General features: G+C 65.0%; 18 protein-coding genes. 10 read left to right on the forward strand and 8 right to left on the reverse strand.

Going from position 1 to position 19,920, the window contains the following annotated elements; all coding sequences use genetic code 11:
- Positions 1–83: 83 nt before the first annotated feature.
- The 4 genes from ACWEH3_RS23330 to ACWEH3_RS23345 all read right to left on the reverse strand — a co-directional run bounded on the left by ACWEH3_RS23330 (position 84) and on the right by ACWEH3_RS23345 (position 5,292).
- Positions 84–1,877, reverse strand: a complete 1,794-nt coding sequence (locus ACWEH3_RS23330; protein WP_450021089.1) for an AMP-dependent synthetase/ligase — start codon at positions 1,875–1,877, stop codon at positions 84–86.
- A gap of 119 nt (positions 1,878–1,996) precedes the next feature.
- Positions 1,997–2,914 carry an alpha/beta hydrolase gene (locus ACWEH3_RS23335; protein ID WP_450021091.1) on the reverse strand — a complete coding sequence of 306 codons (918 nt, stop codon included), beginning with the start codon at positions 2,912–2,914 and terminating at the stop codon, positions 1,997–1,999.
- A 21-nt stretch (positions 2,915–2,935) separates the two neighbouring features.
- Entirely contained in the window at positions 2,936–3,766 is an 831-nt protein-coding gene (locus tag ACWEH3_RS23340; RefSeq protein ID WP_450021093.1) for an SDR family NAD(P)-dependent oxidoreductase, read from the reverse strand.
- Positions 3,763–5,292: a flavin-containing monooxygenase gene (locus tag ACWEH3_RS23345; protein WP_450021095.1), complete on the reverse strand. Its 1,530-nt coding sequence runs from the start codon at positions 5,290–5,292 to the stop codon at positions 3,763–3,765. The genes ACWEH3_RS23340 and ACWEH3_RS23345 overlap by 4 nt, the downstream gene beginning before the upstream one ends.
- A 70-nt stretch (positions 5,293–5,362) precedes the next feature.
- Here ACWEH3_RS23345 and ACWEH3_RS23350 point away from each other — a divergent pair, with 70 nt between their 5' ends.
- A complete protein-coding gene (locus ACWEH3_RS23350) occupies positions 5,363–5,995 on the forward strand; it encodes a TetR/AcrR family transcriptional regulator (RefSeq protein WP_450021097.1) in 633 nt (210 codons plus the stop codon).
- A 156-nt stretch (positions 5,996–6,151) separates the two neighbouring features.
- Entirely contained in the window at positions 6,152–8,176 is a 2,025-nt protein-coding gene (locus ACWEH3_RS23355) for an NERD domain-containing protein (RefSeq protein WP_450021099.1), read from the forward strand.
- Between the two features lie 39 nt (positions 8,177–8,215).
- Here the strand turns inward: ACWEH3_RS23355 and ACWEH3_RS23360 are convergent, their stop codons facing one another.
- The gene (locus ACWEH3_RS23360) at positions 8,216–8,434 is read right to left on the reverse strand and encodes a hypothetical protein (protein ID WP_450021101.1); all 219 of its coding nucleotides are present in this window, start codon (positions 8,432–8,434) and stop codon (positions 8,216–8,218) included.
- Between the two features lie 169 nt (positions 8,435–8,603).
- On the opposite strand from ACWEH3_RS23360, the gene ACWEH3_RS23365 reads away from it, so the two are divergent.
- The 5 genes from ACWEH3_RS23365 (at position 8,604) to ACWEH3_RS23385 (ending at position 12,291) form a co-directional block, all read left to right on the forward strand.
- Entirely contained in the window at positions 8,604–9,509 is a 906-nt protein-coding gene (locus ACWEH3_RS23365) for an aromatic prenyltransferase (protein ID WP_450021103.1), read from the forward strand.
- Positions 9,510–9,959: 450 nt separating this feature from the next.
- Complete coding sequence (locus ACWEH3_RS23370) at positions 9,960–10,298, forward strand: WXG100 family type VII secretion target (protein WP_450021105.1); 339 nt, start codon at positions 9,960–9,962, stop codon at positions 10,296–10,298.
- 20 nt (positions 10,299–10,318) lie between these two features.
- Positions 10,319–10,594 (forward strand): WXG100 family type VII secretion target, encoded by a 276-nt coding sequence (locus ACWEH3_RS23375; RefSeq protein ID WP_450021107.1) that lies wholly within the window; start codon positions 10,319–10,321, stop codon positions 10,592–10,594.
- A 5-nt stretch (positions 10,595–10,599) separates the two neighbouring features.
- The gene (locus tag ACWEH3_RS23380; protein WP_450021109.1) at positions 10,600–11,979 is read left to right on the forward strand and encodes a hypothetical protein; all 1,380 of its coding nucleotides are present in this window, start codon (positions 10,600–10,602) and stop codon (positions 11,977–11,979) included.
- Positions 11,980–11,994: 15 nt separating this feature from the next.
- On the forward strand, positions 11,995–12,291 hold the full coding sequence (locus ACWEH3_RS23385; protein WP_450021111.1) for a hypothetical protein: 297 nt from the start codon (positions 11,995–11,997) through the stop codon (positions 12,289–12,291).
- 720 nt (positions 12,292–13,011) lie between these two features.
- Here the strand turns inward: ACWEH3_RS23385 and ACWEH3_RS23390 are convergent.
- The 3 genes from ACWEH3_RS23390 to ACWEH3_RS23400 are packed head-to-tail and all read right to left on the reverse strand — an operon-like array spanning position 13,012 to position 14,499.
- On the reverse strand, positions 13,012–13,470 hold the full coding sequence (locus ACWEH3_RS23390) for a hypothetical protein (protein WP_450021113.1): 459 nt from the start codon (positions 13,468–13,470) through the stop codon (positions 13,012–13,014).
- A complete protein-coding gene (locus ACWEH3_RS23395) occupies positions 13,467–13,790 on the reverse strand; it encodes a hypothetical protein (RefSeq protein ID WP_450021115.1) in 324 nt (107 codons plus the stop codon). Before ACWEH3_RS23395 ends, ACWEH3_RS23390 begins: the two co-directional genes overlap by 4 nt.
- A gap of 46 nt (positions 13,791–13,836) precedes the next feature.
- Positions 13,837–14,499: a DUF6973 domain-containing protein gene (locus ACWEH3_RS23400; protein WP_450021117.1), complete on the reverse strand. Its 663-nt coding sequence runs from the start codon at positions 14,497–14,499 to the stop codon at positions 13,837–13,839.
- Between the two features lie 586 nt (positions 14,500–15,085).
- Here ACWEH3_RS23400 and ACWEH3_RS23405 point away from each other — a divergent pair.
- The 3 genes from ACWEH3_RS23405 to ACWEH3_RS23415 are packed head-to-tail and all read left to right on the forward strand — an operon-like array spanning position 15,086 to position 19,909.
- Positions 15,086–17,773, forward strand: a complete 2,688-nt coding sequence (locus ACWEH3_RS23405; RefSeq protein ID WP_450021119.1) for an ABC transporter permease subunit — start codon at positions 15,086–15,088, stop codon at positions 17,771–17,773.
- Positions 17,770–18,609 (forward strand): ABC transporter ATP-binding protein, encoded by an 840-nt coding sequence (locus ACWEH3_RS23410; RefSeq protein WP_450021121.1) that lies wholly within the window; start codon positions 17,770–17,772, stop codon positions 18,607–18,609. Before ACWEH3_RS23405 ends, ACWEH3_RS23410 begins: the two co-directional genes overlap by 4 nt.
- A gap of 55 nt (positions 18,610–18,664) precedes the next feature.
- Positions 18,665–19,909 (forward strand): ABC transporter substrate-binding protein, encoded by a 1,245-nt coding sequence (locus ACWEH3_RS23415; protein WP_450021123.1) that lies wholly within the window; start codon positions 18,665–18,667, stop codon positions 19,907–19,909.
- The last annotated feature ends 11 nt before the right edge of the window (positions 19,910–19,920 follow it).

Genomic DNA, 19,920 nt, shown 5'->3' on the forward strand with positions numbered 1-19,920 from the left:
CGACAGTGCACTGATCGTCGTGGACGGTCCCGGACACGCGAAAGGCGCTGCCCGCGAACGGACAGCGCCTTTCAGCGATCGGTTCAGTTGTAGATGCTCGCCACGTCGTCGGCGTGCTGCTTCATCACGACGGCGCGCTTGAGCGACATCTTCGGGGTGAGTTCGCCGGTCTCCTGGGTCCAGTCGATGGTCAGCAGACGGATCTTCTTGATCTGCTCGGCCTTCGACACATTCTTGTTCGTCTCGGCCACCGCCGCGTTCACCTCGGCGAGTAGATCCGGGTTCTCGATCAGCTTCTCGATGGGGGTGTCGGCGGGCAGGCTGTTGCGTTCCTTCCAGCCGGGCAGCGACTCCGGGTCCAGCGTGATCAGCGCGCCGATGAAGGGCTGGCCGTCGCCGACCACCATCACCTGGCTGATCAGCGGGTGCGCCCGCAGCGAGTCCTCCAGCAGCGCGGGGGAGACGTTCTTGCCACCGGCGGTGACGATGATCTCCTTCTTGCGGCCGGTGATGGTGATGAAGCCGTCATCGTCGATGGCGCCGAGGTCACCGGTCTTGAACCAGCCGTCCTCGAACGCGTCCTCGGTGGCCTCCGCGTTGCCCCAGTAGCCGCTGAACACGACCGTGCCGCGCAGCAGCAGCTCGCCGTCCTCGGCGATCTTGGCGGCTTGGCCCTCGATCGGACGCCCGACCGAGCCGACCCGGATGTGCTCCGGGGTATTGACCGCGATGGCCGCGGTGGTCTCGGTGAGGCCGTAGCCCTCGTAGATGGTCACGCCGACGCCGCGGAAGAAGTGGCCCAGTCGCGCGCCGAGCGGACCGCCGCCGGAAACGGCGGCCTCGCACTGGCCGCCGAGCGCGGCGCGCAGCTTGGCGTACACGAGCTTGTCGAACAGCGCGTGCTTCAGCTTCAGCGCCAGGCCCGGTCCGCCGCTGTCGATCGACTCGCTCCACGCGATCGCGGTATCGGCCGCGGCGTCGAAGATCTTGCCCTTGCCGCCGTCGTGGGCCTTCTGCTTGGCGCTGTTGAACACCTTCTCGAACACCCGGGGCACCGAGAGGATGAAGTGCGGCCGGTAGCTGCCGAACTGCTCGACCAGGGTGGACCAGTCGGCGGTGTGTGCGACGACCACCTTCGCGTCGAACGCGGCCAGCGCCACGGCGCGGGCGAAGACGTGCGCCAGCGGCAGGAACATGAGGGTTTTCTTGCCCTCGGTGACGTACTTGTGCAGCGCGATCCGATCGGACTTGGACTCCGCGTACAGGTTCGCGTGGGTGAGCATGACGCCCTTCGGGCGGCCCGTGGTGCCCGAGGTGTAGATCAGGGTGGCCGGCGACTGCGCGCCGACCTGCGCGCGGCGGTCGTGCACAGCCTGGTCGTCGAGGTCCGCGCCGTGGCTGAGCAGTTCGTCCACCGCGCCCTTGTCGATCTGCAAGATCTCCCGCAGGTCGGGCAGCGACCCGGCTTCGATCTCGTCGATCACCTTGCGGTGCTTGTCGCTGTCCACGACCAGCAGCTTGGTGGCCGAGTCCTGCAGGATCCACTTGGCCTGCTCGGCGGCGGAGCTGTCGTAGATCGCGACGGTGCAGCCGCCCGCGGCCCAGATGGCGAAGTCGAGGACGGCCCACTCGTAGCGGGTGGGGGCCATGATGGCGACGCGATCGCCGAGTTCGAGACCCGAGGCGATCAGGCCTTTCGCCACCCCGGTAACGGTTTTCGCGAACTCCGCGGCGGTGACGTCCAGCCAACCGCCACTGCCGTTCGGCACGTTGAACAGCACCGTGTTCGGCGACTGCTCGGCGTGGCGGAAGACGTTGTCGGAATTGTTCGCGTCATCCGGAATGGTGTAAGAAGCCGGGACTTCGAACTCTCGCATCAGTGCCCTTCCACGTGGGTTTACTCGCCAGTAATCTACGACACCTGCGCCGGGCCCGTGAGGTCGACCACCGCCAATCGCCTCCGTACATCACCGCAGGCTGGGGACCCGCTCGAATTTCATCCTAGTTCGCGCAGGTCCGCCGGTTGAATCGCTTCGCGCAGGAACTCGGCGAGTTCGCACAGCGCGGCCGCTGCGGGCGCCGCCAGCGCGGCCTGCAATTGAGCGACGTGCCACAAGCCCTTGCTCTCGGAGAAGCGCACGTGTACCCCCGCCTCGCGCAGCGCGGCGACCAGCGCGACGCACTGCCGGTGCAGCAGCTCGCTGACGTCCACCTGCACGTAGGTCGGCGGCAGGCCGCGCAGCTCGCCGGTCAGCGGGGCGTAGGCCGGGTCGGCGGCGTCGCCGTCGCCCAGATAGGCGGCGGCGCAGGCGCGTGACCAGGGCCTGTTGATAACCAGATCGCGTTCCCGCTCCGGGATCTCGTTCGGGTCCGCCCATGGCGCGATCAGACCGAGCGCGGCCGGGGTCTGCCCGTGCCGGGCGATCAGTCGCTGAGCCAGCGCGAGCGACAGACCGCCGCCCGCGGAGTCACCGGAGACGGCGATCTGATCCGGCCGCAGTCCCGAGGTAGCCACCAGCTCCAGGAACGCCGCCTCGGCGTCGTCCAGTGCCGCGGGGAAGGGGTGCTCCGGCGCGAGCCGGTAGTCCAGCACGTAGACCGCGCAACCGATGTCTCGTGCCAGCCGGGCCGCGAGCGAGCGATGTGTCGCGACCGAGCCGACCGCGTATCCGCCTCCGTGGAGATAGAGCACGGCGCCGTGCTCGGCGGTGTCCGCGAAATCGATCCGCTCGGCGGCCCTGCCGCCCAGGCGCACGGGCCGCACGACAGCGCCCGTGGGCAGCAACTGCGCCCGCGAAGTCACGTCGAGCAGCCTGCGCTGCACCGTGAACGGCAATCGCTTGTTCAGCGTGACCCGGAAGATCGGATTCAGTACCGCCCGCGCGAGGGGCAGTGGCAGGTCGATGTCCCGCATTCGTCGTTCCTCGAATCCGGGTCAGGGCAGGAAGCGGCGCTCGACATTGGCCGCGATCCGCTGGTAGCCCGACGCGGTGACCCGGACGAACAGGTCCAGCAGTTTGGCCTCCCACCCGATCAGCACGCGGCCGTGTCCCTTGCGCACGCCCTCGACGATGGTCTGCGCCGCCATCTCCGGGGTGTGGATGGCCAGCTTCCGGTCGAACATCGTCGCGGCCGACTTGGCGTCGATGCCCTCGGCGTAGGTGGCGTTGCGCGCGACCGCGGTCTTGATGCCGCCGGGGTGCACGCAGGTGACCTTGACCGGGTGTCGCGCGACGAGCATCTCCTGGCGCAGCGACTCGGTGAAGCCGCGCACCGCGAACTTCGCCGCGTTGTAGGCGCTCTGCCCGGGAATCGCGATGAGGCCGAAGAGGCTGGACACATTGACGACGTGGCCGTCACCGGACTCGATGACCATCGGCAGGAACGCCTTGGTGCCGTTGACGACGCCCCAGAAATCGACGTCCATCACGCGTTCGAAGTCCTTGTACTCCGAGCGGATGACCTCGCCGTGGTGGGCGATGCCCGCGTTGTTGTAGACCTGGTGCACCGTGCCGAAGTGCGCTTTCACCGCGTCGGCGTAGAGGATCACCGCTTCGCGTTCGACCACGTTCAGCCGGTCGGACTTGACCTCGGCGCCGAGCTGTTCGCAGCGGCGCACGGTCTCGTTCAAACCGTCGACGTCGATGTCCGACAGTGCCAGTTTGGCGCCGCGCCGGGCCAGATTCACCGCCAGCGCACGGCCGATCCCGGAACCCGCTCCGGTGATCACACATACCTTGTTCTCGAAGTAAGCGTCACTGCTCACGATGCCACTGCTTTCAGGTCGGCCTGGGAAATGGAGATGTCGTACGCCGCCACGTCGAATGTCTTGGTCAGCCTACGGAATTCGAAAGTGAAGTCCGGCCACAGCGTGGTGTTGTTGCCGTGCTTGTCCAGGTACCAGCTCGAGCACCCGCCGGTCAGCCAGACGCTGCCCGCCAGCTTCGCCTGCAGGTCGGCGTTATAGGCATCCTGCACGTCGCGGCGCACCTCCACGGTACGCAGGTCGAGGCGGTCGATGGTAGCCAGTGCGTCGGCGATGTAATTGATCTGAGATTCGATCATGTACACCATCGAGGTGTGCCCGAGGCCGACGTTCGGGCCGAGCAGGAAGAACAGATTGGGATAATTGGCGATCGCCGAGCCCTTGTAGCCCTGCTGGCCGATCTCGTCGAACACTTCCGACAGGGTGCGACCGTCGCGGCCCGCGATCGTGTCGTAAGTCGGCGAGTCGGTGACGTGGAAGCCCGTCGCCACGATCAACGCGTCGATCTCGCGCTCGGTGCCGTCCTCGGTGACGATCGAGTTCGCGCGCAGCTCGGCGATGCCGTCGGTGACCACGTCGACGTTGGGGCGCGACAGCGCGGGGTAGTAGTCGTTGGAGATCAGCATGCGCTTGCAGCCGATCCGGAAATTCGGCGTGACCTTGGCGCGCAACTGCGGATCGCGGATCTCGTAGCGGAGTTTGGCCTTCGCGATCGCCTCGAACAACTGCATCAGGGCCGGCACCTTGGCCAGGCCGACCACCTGGGTCTCGCGCGCGGCGTAGATGGCCGCGCGGGATAGTCGCTGCAGACCCGGCACGTGCTTGAAGGCCAGTCGCTCGGCCTTCGTGTACGGGCGGTCCAGGCGCGGCAGCAGCCACGGCGCCGTGCGCTGGTAGACGTCCAGATGGCCGACCTTCGGGGCGATGGCAGGCACGATCTGGATCGCCGAGGCGCCGGTGCCGATGATGGCGACCCGCTTGCCGGTGAGGTCGGCGTCGTGGTTCCAGCGGGCGGAGTGGAAGATCTCGCCTTCGAACTCGCCGATGCCTTTGATGTCCGGCAGCGCGGGCTCGCACAGCGCGCCGACCGCGGAGATCACCGTGTTCGCGGTGAAGCTGCCTTTGGTCGACTCGATCTCCCAGAGCGCGGTCTCGTCGTTCCAGCGGGCGCTGGTCACGTCGCAGTCGAAGATGTGCTTGTCGCGCACGTCGTAGCGCTTCGACACGTCCTGGATGTACTGCTGGATCTCGCCCTGCCGGGAGAACGACCGCGACCAGTTCGGGTTCAGCGCGAACGAGTACGAGTACAGGTGCGAAGGCACGTCGCAGGCCGCGCCGGGGTAGGTGTTGTCCCGCCAGGTGCCGCCGACGTCGCTGCCGCGCTCCAGTACGAGAAAGTCGTTGCGACCCTGCTGAGTCAGCCGGATGGCCAGACCCAGGCCCGCGAACCCGCTGCCGATGATGATCGTCTTGGCATGGCGCGCGGGCCGGGCGGCGACAGCTTTGTCTGTAACCTTGCGACTCATGTAACCGAGCCTACGACTCTATTGAGCGCGAGTCAACAGTGTATTGACTGGCGTTCAGTAGGATGTTCCGGTGACCAGAACTCAGGGAGACGCCCCCAAGCGCACGCGGCTGAGCCCCGACGAGCGCCGCGAGCAGCTGATCACCTTGGGTGCGAAGATGCTCGGCGAGCGCGCCATCGAGGACATCTCCGTCAGCGAGATCGCCGCCCAGGCAGGGATCTCCCGCGGCCTGCTGTTCCACTATTTCCCGACCAAGCAGGACTTCCAGCTCGCGATCGTGCACCACGCCAACGCCGAACTGCTCGAGCGCGTAGCCCCGGACCGCTCGCTCGGCCTGTTCGAGATGCTGCGGGACTCGATCGAACGCTACGTCGAGTACGTCACCGAGAACCGCACCTCATACCTGGCACTGCTGCGCGGCCCCACCAGCGTCAGCCCCGAGCTGGCTCCGCTGGTCGACCAGACCCGCGACTCGATCATCGGCATCATCCTCGCCGAGACTCCCACTCCGATCGCCGAATCCGACCACCCTCGCCTCATGCTCGCGATGCGCGGCTGGATCGCGTTCGTCGAGGAATCGACTCTCACCTGGCTGCGCTCCGAGCCCATCTCTCGTGCGGAGCTGATCGACCTGCTGGTCGAATCGCTGATCGCCATAGCGTTCTCGGTGGACCCGGCCCTGGCTGCGGCGCTTCGGGGTTGACGGGCGCATCGCGACTGTGGCGCTGCCCACACGCCGCACTTCGTATGCCCTTGTGCTGCCAATACCCTGTTGCTCCAGTGTCTTTCGATTTTGTGCCGGAAATCGCGGCGCATACCGTTGTGTGGTCGATGGTGTGGACGGCGATGGAGGCCGCCGATGTTGGTCATCAATGAACGAACGACGGCGCCGCGATCCGAACAGCGCGTGCTCGACTGGATGCGGAGCTGGACCGGCCAGTACGTCATTGTGGGACTCGCGATCTCGGGGTGTTACCTACCCGACCGCGAGCGCAAGGACGAAACGCAGGAAGCCGATCTGGTGGTGATCACACCCAGGGCGGCGGTCGTCGTCGAGGTCAAGGGCACCGTCCCGGAGGCGACGAGCGGTGTCCTGTCGGTGCAGGCCAACGGCCGCTGGCGGCTGTCCGGCTACGCGGGCGACCCGATCCACGTGCGCGACCACGACAGCAGCCCGTTCGACCAGGTGACGAACAACGTCTTCAACTTGAAGACGCTGGTGCGCAAGCACAATGCCGAGGCCTTCGTCGACGGCCTGATCGTCGTGGTGCCGCCCAGGGATTCGAACCTCACGCTCAACATCGAGTCACGCAGGCGCGGATGCGCGGTGGTGCTCGGAGCCGGTCAGGCCGACCTGCGCGCCTGGTTCCACCGCACCGCGAGCCGCAAGCTCATCTGGACCGCCGAACGCACCCACGCCCTCCTGACGGACTTGAACCTGGGCGACCAGATCACCGTCGACGACCTGGTGGCGGACGGTTTTCCGGCGGAGCGGAAGTTACGGGCCGGGACGCTGGCGGCGTTGGAGAGCGTCACGCGGAAGGCTCCCGAACTCGAGGGTAGGACGTCCAGCGAAGATTCCGACACCGACGACGTGTCGGCTGGTTCGGACGCGCCACCGGTTGACGACTTGCCCGAGTCGCACGCCATCGATCCGGATGCGGCGCGACTCAGCGAATCCGGCTCGACGCGAACCGCGGAAAACGATGACGAGGCAGATGAGGTTTATCAGCATGTCCCGGAGGTAGATCAGTCGCCTGCGTCGCAGTCCGCGATGCCTGCCCTGGAGCAGACCGACGCATCGGGAACCGTGGCGCAGGCGCCCCTCGCCCAGGATGTCGAGGAGCACGAGAGCTCGGAGTTCGTGCTGTCGACGCGGCCCAGTGCCGAAAGCGCACAGCGAGCCCGAGGGGCGTCGTCGACGGCTCGGCAGTCACTCGAGCACACGGATGTGCCAGGCGGCAGCCAGAAGGTGTCCGCGTCAGAGTCGCATTCCCCGCAGGCACTTGTCGCCGTAGCTGCGCAGGCGCAACCCGCCCAAGCGGATCCCTTCGCGCCGGAATACCTCGCGCCGGAGCCCGAATCACATCCCGTGCCGCCGGACCCGGCAACTCATGCCGATCTGCACGCTCGGAAAGACGATCACCGGTCCGCATCGTCTCTTTCGGACGCACCGCCGCTCGATTCCGATGTGCTTTCGGACGAGTACGCGGAGCCGCCTCGGTTCGAAGGCCGACTCGCGGCGAAGCCCGCGCGGGACGAACTCGCCGAGCCGTACGCCGATGCGACGGGACGTTTCACCACCGGATTCGTACCGTCGACACGGTCCGCCACTGCCGAGTCCGACTCCGAGTTCCCGCCCGACGACGAGGAATTCGCTCCCGACGCGCGATCGGCGCCCGCACCGTCGTCCTTCACGGACAACTGGTCGTCGTGGATCGAGCCCGCCGCCGACCGGCCTCGGCGCCCACGTCCGGTGCAGGCGCCTCCGCCGAACCGGCCCACATCGTGGTCGACGCCCACCGCCGCACCCGAGCCACTGCGCCGACCCACGCCGACGGCTGTGCTCGAGCGCCGTCCACGGGTCCCGGTTCGCGAGCAGATAACCGCCCTGTCCGCGCGGATCCCCGGTCGCACCTCCGAGAAATCGAAGTCACGCGGCCACCGCTCGCAACAAATCGCCGCGGTGGCGCTGATCGTGCTGGTCATCGGCACAATATGGATACTGGCCGCCTCCTGCTCGACGCCCACCGGCGGCGCTGTGCAACCGACCCGAGCTCCTGTGCTCACCACCGAGGCGGTTCCCCCGCCGCCGCCCGTCACGGAAACCCCGGCCCGCATGAACCTGCTGCCTCTGTGCACTCCGCTCACGCCGAAGTGCTGACGACGCAGGCGGGCATGCGGGGCCGATCCGGGCCGGCTCTCATGCCCCGGGGTGCAGGTAGGCGGCCCAGAGCAAGGGGGTGGCGGGAAGCGCATCGCGCACAGCCTGGATGGCGCGGTGCAGCGCGTATGCGGCATCGGTCACGTCCGGGTCGGTGACCAGAGCGGCGTAGAACGCGTCGGCCACCTGCACGGCGATTTCGTCGTCGATGGGGCCACAGTGTGCCGATGACGTGTGGGTATCCGGCACCTTGGTCATGCCCTCACCCGCCACGTCCGTCCGTCAACCGCGTGACCCTGGAAAGATGCGGCAGCGCAGAGCGCTGCCCGCGTTCCCACGTGTGGCACCCGCCCCTTAGTTGCATTCTGGTTGAATGGAATTGGCGAAACCGTGATGTTGCTCGTAGTACCGATCTCTGGAAGGACGCGTGTTCACCACTACCGAATCCGAGCTGGAAGATCTCTACGCGGCCATCGAGGAATCCGCGCGGCTATGGAACGTGCCCTGCACTCGAGAAGCTGTCCGGCCCACTCTTACCGCGTACGGCACGATGCTCACGCGTTCCGTGATCTCCCTCCGAGTGGTCACCGACGCCCGCCGCTCGGGAGACCTCGACTACCGCTTCTTGACGCTGCCGAGCGACATCGACCCTTACGACATAGCCCTTTCCAACGAGCTCATTTCCGAGACCGATCATCCGGTCGGGGCTCTGCTGGACCAGGTCCGGGAGCGGTGCCCGATCCACAGCTACGGGATCGACGTCGGTGTAGTCGGCGGCTTCAAGAAAATCTGGCCGTTCTTTCCTGCCGATGGCATGCAGAAGGTGTCGGAACTCGCCGAACTACCGTCCATGCCGCCCGGTCTCGCCGACCACGTCGGCATGTTCGCACGCCACGGCTTGGAGGACAAAGTCGGCTTGCTCGGCATCGACTACCACGACAAGACGATGAACGTGTACTTCCCCGGACTGCCGGCCGAGTGCTTCGAACCACGCGCCATCGTGTCGCTGCACCGAGATGCCGGACTCCCGGACCCGAGCGATGACTTTCTCTCGCTCACCGAGAAAGCATTCGATATATACGCCACCTTCAGCTGGGAATCGCGCCGGATCGAGCGTCTCTGTTTCCCGGTGATAACACCGGACCCGAGAACGCTCCCGGTTCGAATCGAACCGCGCTTCGGGCAACTCGTCGATGAAGTCCCGGTCCGTACGACCGACCGTCGATTCACCTATGCCGCAACGTCGTCGCCCGCTGGGGAGTCCTACAAGTTCAGTTGGTTTTACCAATGGCAGCCCCGGATTTTGGACAGGATGAAGACGTCCGATACATAACACTGTCGACAGGGCGTGTCAGCTGAAGAGTCCTGACACAGCTTTTCGATAGCGGTGTCGGCCGGAGTTGGACGGCTGCCTCGAACAGCGCCCTGCTGATGAAGATGTCGGCGCGTATTGCCGGTGCGGGATCGGTGGACCGGCGTTCGCCTGGGGCCGGTGGCAGGGCTGCCGTGACGTGGTCGATCCGTTATGCTCCGGCGACGTGTCCGCCGAGCGACACTGCGCTAGTTTCGGAAGCGACTCGACTTTGTATGCCGCGTAGGGGCGGACGTGAGTTCCGCAGATGAGGTGGCTGAATGTGTGTTGAAATACCGGAACATCGATGGATCGAGGCTTGATCAATATCGCGGACACAGTCTTCTAGGGTGCTGAGCGGAGCGCAACCGACGAAGATCTTCCACCTCGCTCTATGGCTACCCCCGTCGCGTATCGGTTAGGATTCGCGTCATGAGTGATGGGGGGACGCCAGCCTCTGGCCAGAACCTAGCGGTGGTGCCTGAAAAGGTGCGCGACGTGGGCAAGTATGTCTATGAGTTGGCCGAGGCACTGCGCACGGCGTTGGACTCCACCGCGACTGATGTCGCTTCGCTGACCGATGGCAGCTGGACCGGCGACGCGGCCAACGAATTCTCCGAGGGCTGGACCGAGGTCCGTGATGGCGGCGCCAGAATCATGACCGCCCTGACAGGGATGGCGGAAAAGCTCGGCGTCACTGCGGAAACCTACCAGGCACGTGATGAGAGCAACGCTGCGTCCCTGAGCACTTCGAGTTTGGATCTGCCATGAACTCTCGGTTTTCGGTCGACTTGGACCATCTCGATGAGATCGTGGTCCGTCTGTCGAGTCTGGCCGGGTTCATCGGCGAGTATCTCGATGAGATCGATGACCGGGTCGCCACCCTGGCCGGCACTGGGTGGGAAGGGGTTGCCGCCCAAGCGTATGCCGATGCCCACACTCAATGGATCGCCGGGGCAAGGGAATTCGTCGAAGGTGTGAAGGATGTCAGCGACGCGGCGAAGGCGGCCCATGCGCGCTACGCCACCGCCCACGACACGAACTACAAAATGTTCTCCCAGGGATAAGACAGATGGGTGTACTGGTTATCGACTGGCAGACCTACTACGACGCCGGCAAGAAATGCCACGCCCTCGCCACCGACCTCCGTGCCGCCGACAAACCGGTTCACGACGCGGTCAAAGGTGAATGTGCGGGCATGGCCGGTAACACCGCGGGCTGTGAACAATGGGGGAACGCCTACGACCGTGTCGCCCAGGAAACGATGCAGACCTGCACGAACCTGGCCGACGCCCTGACCAACTTCGGCAACATGCTCTACGCCGCCGGGTACAACTGGGCACTGTCCAATAAGTCCAACCCGATGCCCGACCGGCCCACCGTGACGGCGATGTCGGAGTACAAGGTGATCATTCCGACTTCGATCGGCAACAACGGCGACGGTGTCACCGAGGGAAAGGGAAGTGTCCCCGGCTTCTACGACGCCCTGGTCGGGAAGGTCCAGGAAGAGTTCGGAAGCAAGCTGCCCAACGGCAACAAAGACAAGCTCGCCAAGGCCGCGTCGACCTGGAAGACATTCGCCGAACACAAGACCATCACCGATGCCGCATCCCGGATCACCGAGATCAGCAACCTATTCAGCGACATCCAGGACAAAAAGGGTCTCGACCCCCTCCTCGGTCACCTCACCACTCTCAACGGCGGAGCCACCCAGCTTGCCTCCGCGTCCCTCAGTCTCGCCACACCTGTCGCGGAATACAGCACCGCCACCTCTGAAACCCGCGACAAATTCCGGGACGCGGTCACCAACGCCTTGATAGCAGCCGGAACCACTGTCGTTATCGGCGTCGCCGCCTCCTGGATCACCGCTGCCCTCAGCGACGTCGCCGCCGGTGTCGGCGTCGTTGCGATCGCGGGCAACACCGCGAGAGTGCTCAAAAGCACCTACGACGCCAGCAAACTCATCAAAATAATCGGCACTGCCTCCGTGGTGGCGGGTGCCGCAGCCTTCACCGTCACTGCGTTCGACAAAGTCCCCAGCCTCACCGATATCGCGCTCAAACTCGCTGCCATCATCGCCATGAAGGTTTACATCGATGATGAGGACAAATTCGAGAGCTTGCCGCTGGCTCCGGGCAACCCGGCTCCGGGTATGACTGATGAAGTCGAGAAGTACATCCTTGGGAAGCATGTCAAAGGCGCTCCCAACTACAATCCTTCGAAGGGTACCTGGCCTGACACGATTACCGGCGAGGAGCTCGACGAGCTGGCCGAGGCCGCCGAAAACTCACCGGCGCGCGGACCCAACCACGACGGTAATTTCGAACGCGAGGTCGACGCCGGTAAAGTCATCGGCAGCGTGTCGGAGCAGTTGGGCGGCCACGCTACCAGCCGATACAAGATCATTACCGACCGATTCGGCGGCATTATCACCATGTACCCGATCCCGTAGATGCCAGGAGTTGAATTGGGAATCGACATAATTATTCAAAATCGAATCCACGAGCGGGTCGAACTGGTATATGGTGACGCGGAGGATACGCTGGTCAGGTATCGAGAGAATGCTCCGGCAGGTTCGCTACTTCGGGGTCTTCACGCGCACGCGGACACAATGTTCAACACAACCCAGCTGACCATGCTCCTGGACGAACTGGCAAATCTGTCGCCGAACAACGACAAAGAAGCGGAGATGCTCGCCATATTGCGCGATGCTGCCGAAACCGCTATTCGTGGGAACGGGTATCTATGGTTCAGTGGAGATTGAAAACGTGCACGTGTCCGCCACTGCTGTAGCCGGTCCGGCGCGCCGGCGGGGCAGCGAATTTGTGGATTCGGGTGCCCGGCATAATGGCCGGTATGGTCACCCGTGCGGACGGAATATAAACGTAGTTGCCGCCGTCGTCGGCCAACTACTCGTCTCCGCCCCGATCGCAATACTGGCGGCAGTGCAGTACTTCACCACGATCTGCGCGCCCATGTCCGCTCGATGACGCTCGGTCGGCACGCCGAACCACGGCGACGTGCCGACTCGACAGTCGCGGGAGAGAGGAAAGGTACGTCTGCTACCTGCTGGTTCAGCGACCCCCATTCCTCGTTGACGGTCGTCGCCCTTCGGGAGGTAGTCGTCGATGCTCCGATGCCGACTGCCGCGGGTTCGGCTCGGCTGTACGAAGCAGTTGCAAGAGCCCGGTGACCGCGGCGAATTGTTCTTCCGACAAGGGGCCGGTAGCGAAGTGCACTAAGTCGTTGCGAACGTTCCGGACTCTTTCCAGCAGATCGATGACCTGGTTTCGGTCGAGTCGCCAGCCGAGCTTGCGCCAGCGGTCGGGGTCGCGCAGGAGGAAGGCGTAGTTGCCGAAGGCCAAGCTCGAGGCGTCCTTGAGCTGGACTCCTGATGGTCGGCCACCGAGTAGCTCGGCAGTATGCCTCGGTGGAGGCGGGGGACCCCCACCGATCAACCGTCCGCATCAATGCTGCGGCCGAGTTACCGCGGCGCGGTCGTTGTCGTAGGCGGAGTGGGTTCCACGAGTCGTACCTCCAGAGGGGCAACGTCTGCGTCGAGACGTACGGCAGGGCCGTAGACGCCGTCTGGAGGAAGATACCCGCGGATGTACGCAGCTCGTTGGACCGCACCGTCTTTCGTGAACACGAGAATGCTGCCACGCTCGGTGAAGGTGGGTTCCATCTCGACTGGAGCGCCGACGAACGCCTCGACTTTCGCACGGGTGTCGGCGGTCACGACGTAGACCCGGTCCCAATCGCCGCCGGTGAGATCGCGGAGCAGGGCTGAGCCGTGAGTGCGGAAGAGTTCGTCCTTCTTCGCCTCCAGATCGGTGTCTTCGATCAGGTGTGGACCTGTTGGCCGGGGCTCCACGAATTCGAGATAGTGTGGGTAGCCCGGCGCCCGAAGCTCGACGTCCGCGGTGTAAAGCCCTGAAATCAAGGCACGTCAACCCAAATCGCATGCTGAACGCCGTTCCCTCGCGCGAAGACCAGCACTGACGCGCCACTCTTGGAGAAAGTGTCCTCCATCTCCACTGGTGCACCGACTTCTCGCTCCACCTGTTCCCGGCCGAGGTATTCCTGCTGGTAGACGTAGACGCGGTCCCAGCTTCCGCCGGCAAGGTCGCGCAGCGGCGCGGAGCTGCCCTTCCGCCACAGGTCGTTCAACTGTGCGGACAGCGCCTTGTCCTCACTCAAGTGCGGTTCGAACGGGCCGCCAGCCACATATGCCAGAAGTCCGGCCACCGCCAACACCGGCACAGCGACGAGAAGAACGCCCCACAGCGCCCTGCGAAGCCACTTTCCCTTAGTAGTAGGTTCCGTTCTTGGGCTCACCGCGCGTCACCTCCGGGTCGTGACCACCTCGTGTCGGGGGCTCTTTGTCGGTAATCCCCGTGTCGCCGAATGGCACCTGGTTGCTGTACTTCAGTTGACCGTCGGGTCCGACGACAACCAATTGACCGTTTTCTACCGCCTTCTTCACAAGCTCCTTCAGTTCGGTGGGCGACGCATTCGGATGCTCGGCTTGGATTCGACGACCCACCTCGTTGTTGTGCAGGTCCATCGCCTCCGCGGTCAGTTCGGATAGCATCCGGGCCTCATCGGCGGTAACTCGTCTCGGCTCGAATCCGGCGGCTGCCAGAGCTTTCCCGAGTGCGCTGTCCGGATCTATAGGGAACATGACCATTCCGTCCGGATCGGGTGTGACATTGTATTCGGCCAGCAGACGCTCATGTAGCGTCGCCGGTCCTGCCCCGACGGGTCTGCCCTTGATCTCGGCTACTTCGGCTGGATCGGTCGCGAAGCGGTCCGCTGCCGACGGCGGCGCCAGGAGATGCTCGCTCAGCTCGACGTTCGGGGATTCCGACTGCTGGAACCACAGGATGGCCAACACCAGCGCGGCGTTTCGCCGTGAACTCACATGCTGCGTGAGCATGTCGGGCCGACCGGCCACGGCGACCGAGTCCATGCCGCGGCGGTTCGACTCGATTGCGGCTATCACCTCGACCTCGCCACCGTGTGGCCGTCGCTGTGGTGGTTCTTCCGGATCCTGTTCGCGATCAGATCACCAACGCCCGCGTCGCACTCGCGCAAGCGCTGGAACGCTTCGGCGATGATCTCCGCTTCTCCACCGCGTGAACCTTGCTGGACCCGAGGGGGCCGGCATGGCGCGGCGGAAGATACGGCACGCAGTTGGGCGCTCGACAGATAGCTGAACCCGTCGACCTCGCCTTCCGGCTTACGTTTTGGTGCCGTCGAATTCGGTTGCGAGGCAGAAGCTAGGGGATTGCCTGGCGTGGCGTGGGGCAAGGATCAACACTGACTGGCACGCGTTCAACCCAGTGGGTGGATCTGTTCATTCGAACCCCGGAGACGGCATGAACAAGTCGATCGTCCAGTTGCTCATCGATAGAGCCATTTATACCAAAGAGCGCTGACACCCTTTTCGTGCGGGGGTGGTTGCTCGATCAGCAGCCGACCCGGTCGGGCAAGGCTGCGCCGACGCATCCGCACGGTCCGGCAGTGTCGGTGACCAGCGAAAAGTGGAGTACATCGTGGCAGATCTCTTGCCGTTCGTGATCGCGGGAATCGTATCCGGCTCGGTTTATGGGCTGGCCGCGGTGGGTTTGGTGCTCACCTACAAAACGTCGGGAGTGTTCAATTTCGCCCACGGCGCCATGGCTACGGTGTCGGCGTACGGGTTCTACACCTTGCATGTCATCAATGGGTTTTCGTGGCAGCTCGCCGCGGCCATCTGTGTTCTCGGTCTCGGTCCGGCCATGGGTGTGGCGCTGGAATTGCTGGCCCGCGTTGTCGACCAGGCGACAGTGGAACTGCGGATCGCCGCGACCATCGGCATTCTGCTGTTGGTCCAGGCGGGCGTGACTCTGTATTACGGGCAGACGACGGCGCGCATCGTTCCGGCCTTCCTGCCGCAGGGTGGATTCGCCGCCTTCGGTGTGCAGGTGCAGTGGTCGGATGTCACCACGTTCGGGGTCGCGGTACTGGCGACCGGCGCGCTCTCGGCCGCGCTGCGCTTGACCCGGCGTGGTGTCGCGATGCGCGCGGTCGTCGGTAACGCGCCGTTGCTGGATCTGGCTGGGACCAGCCCGGTGCGCACTCGGCGATGGGCCTGGTGTATCGGCACCGGTCTGGCGTCGTTGTCCGGGGTGCTGTTCGCGCCGTTGATTCCGCTCGATCCTACGCAGCTGACGTTGCTGGTCGTCCAGGCGTTCGGAGCGGCGGCCATCGGCCGGTTCACGAGCCTGCCATGGAGCTTCGGCGGTGGACTGCTCATCGGGGTGTTCGCCGCACTGGCTACCCGCTACTTCACCACCGGATTGGCCGCGGGAGTTCCAGCGGCATTGCCTTTCCTGGCGTTGTTCCTCGTGCTGCTCGTCATGCCGCGGCGCTTCCTGCTGGACCGGGATCAGGTGACCCGGCGCATCCGATCCGGCTGGACTGCTCCGCCGGCGTTGCAATCCGTTGGTGGGGTCGTGGTGGTGGTCGTGCTGGCGCTGGTTCCGTCGTTCGCGGGCATTCACCTGACGGATTGGACTGTGGCGCTGGCGATGACGCTCGTCTTTCTCTCGCTCGGCCTGTTGGTTCGCACCTCCGGTCAAGTCTCGCTGTGTCACGTGGCTTTCACCGCGATCGGCGCCTGCGCGTTCTCCCACTTCGCGGTCGATTGGCGGTGGCCGTGGCCGCTCGCTCTCCTCGCCTGTGGTCTGGTGGTCGTGCCGATCGGTGCGGTGTTGTCGATTCCGGCCATTCGGCTCAGCGGCCTGTATCTGGCGCTGGCGACCTTCGGATTCGGCGTCGTGCTCCAGATGATGTTCTACAGCCGGCCTTATATGTTCGGCACCAGCGGTCTCGGCCTGCCGATGCCGCGCCCCAGCGTATTCGGACTGGACTCCGACCCGTCCTTCTACCGGCTCGTGCTGGTACTGGCCACGGTCGGCACGCTGATAGTGGTGACGTTGGACAAGAGCAGGCTCGGACGATTGCTCCGGGGTCTGGCCGAATCGCCGACCGCGCTGCGGACCAACGGTGTCTCCATCGAGGTCACCCGCGTTCTCGTCTTCTGCGTGTCGGCGTTGCTCGCGGCGTTGGGCGGCGCACTCGCAGGAATGGCCCAGACCACTGCCTCGGCGGCCAACTACCAGTCGCTACTGTCGGTCACCTATTTCGCCGTCATTGTCATCATGGTGGGCCGGGAGCCGTGGTATTCGCTGCTGGCCGCAGTCGCGCTCATCCTGGTGCCGTCCTACGTCTCCGTCGCGGGTATGTCGCTGTGGCTCCAGGTCCTGTTCGGCATCCTGGTGGTGCTCCGTGCCGCCACCGCGAGCCGCCTGAAGGTTCCCGGACCGATCCGGTCCCGGCTGGACAGCGCGTTTCGCCGCAAGCGGTCGCCGGCGGTTGTCGCGGTGGAGCCACCCACGAGGCAGCCCTCAGCGCTGCTGGAGGTGCGGGATCTTTCAGTCCGTTTCGGCGGCGTGGTGGCCATCGACGGCATCTCGTTCGAGGCGCGTACCGGGCGGATCACCGGACTCATCGGCCCGAACGGTGCGGGCAAGACGACGACGTTCGATGCCTGCACCGGTCTCGTTCAGGCCGACGCCGGCGAGGTGCGACTGCAGGACCGGGTGATCAGTCGCGTCTCGACGTCCCGCCGGGCGCGGCTCGGCATCGGGCGAACTTTCCAGCGGACAGAGCTGTTCGATTCCCTTACCGTGGCCGAAAACGTCGCGATGGGAGCCGAAGGCCCGCTCGCCGGGGCGAATCCGCTCGCCCAACTGTTCGCGGCACACGGACATGCCGGAAGGGTGCGCGCCGCCGCGGCTTCCGCTATGGCGTTGTGCGGAATCGAATCCATCGAGGATTCTCGCGTCGGCGCACTGTCCACCGGGCAGCGAAGACTGGTCGAACTCGCGCGATGTCTTGCCGGGCCGTACCTGATCCTGTTGCTCGACGAGCCGAGCGCGGGTCTCGATCGCGCGGAGACCGCGCGCTTCGGGCAGATTCTCCGGCATGTCGTCGCCGAACGCGGCGTCGGAATCGTCCTGGTAGAGCACGACATGTCGCTGGTGCTCGAGATCTGCGAGGAGATCTTCGTACTCGACTTCGGCCGCCTGATATTCCGGGGCTCGCCCGCGCGGGTCCGGGAGTCGGAGGTGGTGCAGCACGCCTATCTCGGCGTACCGAGCACGGACGAGAACCGGCTGAAGGAACCTGTAGCATGACCGGCCAGAGCAAGGGGGCCGAAGCTCAGGGCCCCGGGTCGTGCGCAAAGGGACACAGCACGGCCGGCACCGAGTTCGCACTCGAATTGCGCTCGATCGCCGCGGGCTACGGCTCGACGATGGTGCTCCACGACGTCGACCTAGCCGTTCCGCCTCGCTCGGTCGTTGCGTTGCTCGGACCGAACGGCGCCGGAAAGTCGACGCTGCTCAGGGTGGCTTCCGGGCTACTGCGAGCGCGATCGGGAACCGTGTCGATCGGCGGAGCGGATCTGACGCACGCTCGCCCGGCACGCCGCACCCGTGCGGGTTTGTGCCTGATCCCCGAGGGTCGAGGTGTATTCGCGGACTTGACGCTCCGGGAGAACCTACGCCTGCTGACACCGCCGTGGCGCCGAGTCGGCACCGATGACGTGCTCGATGTCTTCCCCGCGCTGCGAGCGAAGCTGGATCAGCGGGCAGGTTCGCTGTCCGGCGGCCAGCAACAGATGCTGGCACTGGGGCGCGCCTGGCTGGCCGATCCGGCGGTTGTCCTGCTCGACGAGGTCTCGATGGGCCTGGCTCCGCTGGTCGTGGACGAGATCTTCACGGCCCTCGGCGAATTGCGCACCACGGGCGCGGCGATTGTGCTGGTCGAGCAATACGTCGATCACGCGCTCACGATGGCCGATCACGTGGTGTTGCTCAGTCGCGGCACCGTCGCGTTCGCCGGACCCGCCGCGGGGATCGGCCGAGATGTCGTGCTGCGGAACTACCTCGGCGTCGACGGGGGACACACAGACTTGCCGGCATCGCCGGCGGGACACCCATCCGGAACCGCGGCCGGGCCATGGGCGTAGCGAACACTCGGTATCCAGGAGTGCAGTAATGAGGAAGAGAAGGTTTCTGTGGTGCGTGGCGCCGATACTGGCGGCGGCGCTCGCGCTCACATCGTGTTCGGCCGACTCGACAAGTGACGGGCCCGAAACCGTTGGTCCGGTGAAGGTGTCCGACGGCGGGCTCAAAGGCGATCCGATCGTCATCGGATCCATTTGCAGCTGCAGCGGCCCTGCCGCCGGATCGGTGGGGCGCAGCAGCGATGTGCTGCAGGCGTGGGCGTCATGGGTCAACGATCGTGGCGGAATCAATGGGCACCCGGTCAAGCTCATCACCTACGACGACCAGCAGAATCCGACGACGGCGCTTGCGGTGGCGAAAAAACTGCTCGAAGAGGACAAGGTGGTCGCCATCGTCGGCCAAACCAGCCTGGTCAGTTCGAGTTGGCAGAGCTACGTCGACAGCAAGGGCATTCCGGTCATCGGTGGACAGCCGGTCGATGCCCCGTTCATCACCGATCCGAACTTCTTCACCTCCGGAACTACGCTGCCGGTGCTGATGCTGGGCGAAGTCGCGCAGGCCAAGAAGGCGGGCGCGAATAAACTCGGCGTCTACTATTGCGCCGAGATCCCGGTCTGCGAGCAGCTACCGCAGATGGTGAAGCCGATGGCCGAACAGTCCGGTCTGGGATTCGCTTCGGAGAAAGTCGCGATTGCGGCGCCGAACTACATCGCTCCCTGCCTGGCATTCAAGGAAAACGGTGTCGACGCCGTATTCCCCGGCGTTTCGGTCGAGGCGATTTCGCGTATCGCGGCATCCTGTGCTCAGCAAGGTTACAAACCGATTCAGGTTCCTACCGGCGTGAGCCTGCAGAAGGCGTGGGCCACGGACCCGAACTTCGAGGGCAGCATTTTCGCAGGCTCCAATGCGCTGTACACCGACGAATCCATTCCGGCCATCAAGGATTTCAATGACGCTCTCGCCGAGTACATTCCCGGCCTTCGGGATAGCGCGGACTTCAGCTCACCGCTGCTGTGGCCGTGGGCAGGCGGGCAGCTCTTCCTGGCAGCGGCCAAAGCTGCCGGCCTCTCGCCGTCTTCGACGAGCGCGGATGTGATCAAAGGGCTGCGCGCACTGCGCGACGAGACCCTCGGCGGCCTCGCTCCGCCGCTGACCTTCCCGGAAGGCAAACCAGCCTTTCCGATGTGCTACTTCACCGGAAACACCAAAGGCGGTGCATTCCACTCCGACAACGGTGGTAAGCCGACGTGCATCGACGAGGCTACTGCTGCTGCTCTGATGAAAGCGCTCGCGCCGTCCTGAAACGCGAACCG

This window comes from Nocardia sp. NPDC004718 (genome assembly GCF_053601535.1).

Excerpts from the sequence above, each read along its gene's own strand:
- ACWEH3_RS23330 (WP_450021089.1), bottom strand. The coding sequence starts at position 1,877 with ATGCGAGAGTTCGAAGTCCCGGCTTCTTACACCATTCCGGATGACGCG.
- ACWEH3_RS23335 (WP_450021091.1), bottom strand. The coding sequence starts at position 2,914 with ATGCGGGACATCGACCTGCCACTGCCCCTCGCGCGGGCGGTACTGAAT.
- ACWEH3_RS23345 (WP_450021095.1), bottom strand. The coding sequence starts at position 5,292 with ATGAGTCGCAAGGTTACAGACAAAGCTGTCGCCGCCCGGCCCGCGCGC.
- ACWEH3_RS23355 (WP_450021099.1), top strand. The coding sequence starts at position 6,152 with ATGTTGGTCATCAATGAACGAACGACGGCGCCGCGATCCGAACAGCGC.
- ACWEH3_RS23360 (WP_450021101.1), bottom strand. The coding sequence starts at position 8,434 with ATGACCAAGGTGCCGGATACCCACACGTCATCGGCACACTGTGGCCCC.
- ACWEH3_RS23370 (WP_450021105.1), top strand. The coding sequence starts at position 9,960 with ATGAGTGATGGGGGGACGCCAGCCTCTGGCCAGAACCTAGCGGTGGTG.
- ACWEH3_RS23380 (WP_450021109.1), top strand. The coding sequence starts at position 10,600 with ATGGGTGTACTGGTTATCGACTGGCAGACCTACTACGACGCCGGCAAG.
- ACWEH3_RS23400 (WP_450021117.1), bottom strand. The coding sequence starts at position 14,499 with ATGGACTCGGTCGCCGTGGCCGGTCGGCCCGACATGCTCACGCAGCAT.
- ACWEH3_RS23410 (WP_450021121.1), top strand. The coding sequence starts at position 17,770 with ATGACCGGCCAGAGCAAGGGGGCCGAAGCTCAGGGCCCCGGGTCGTGC.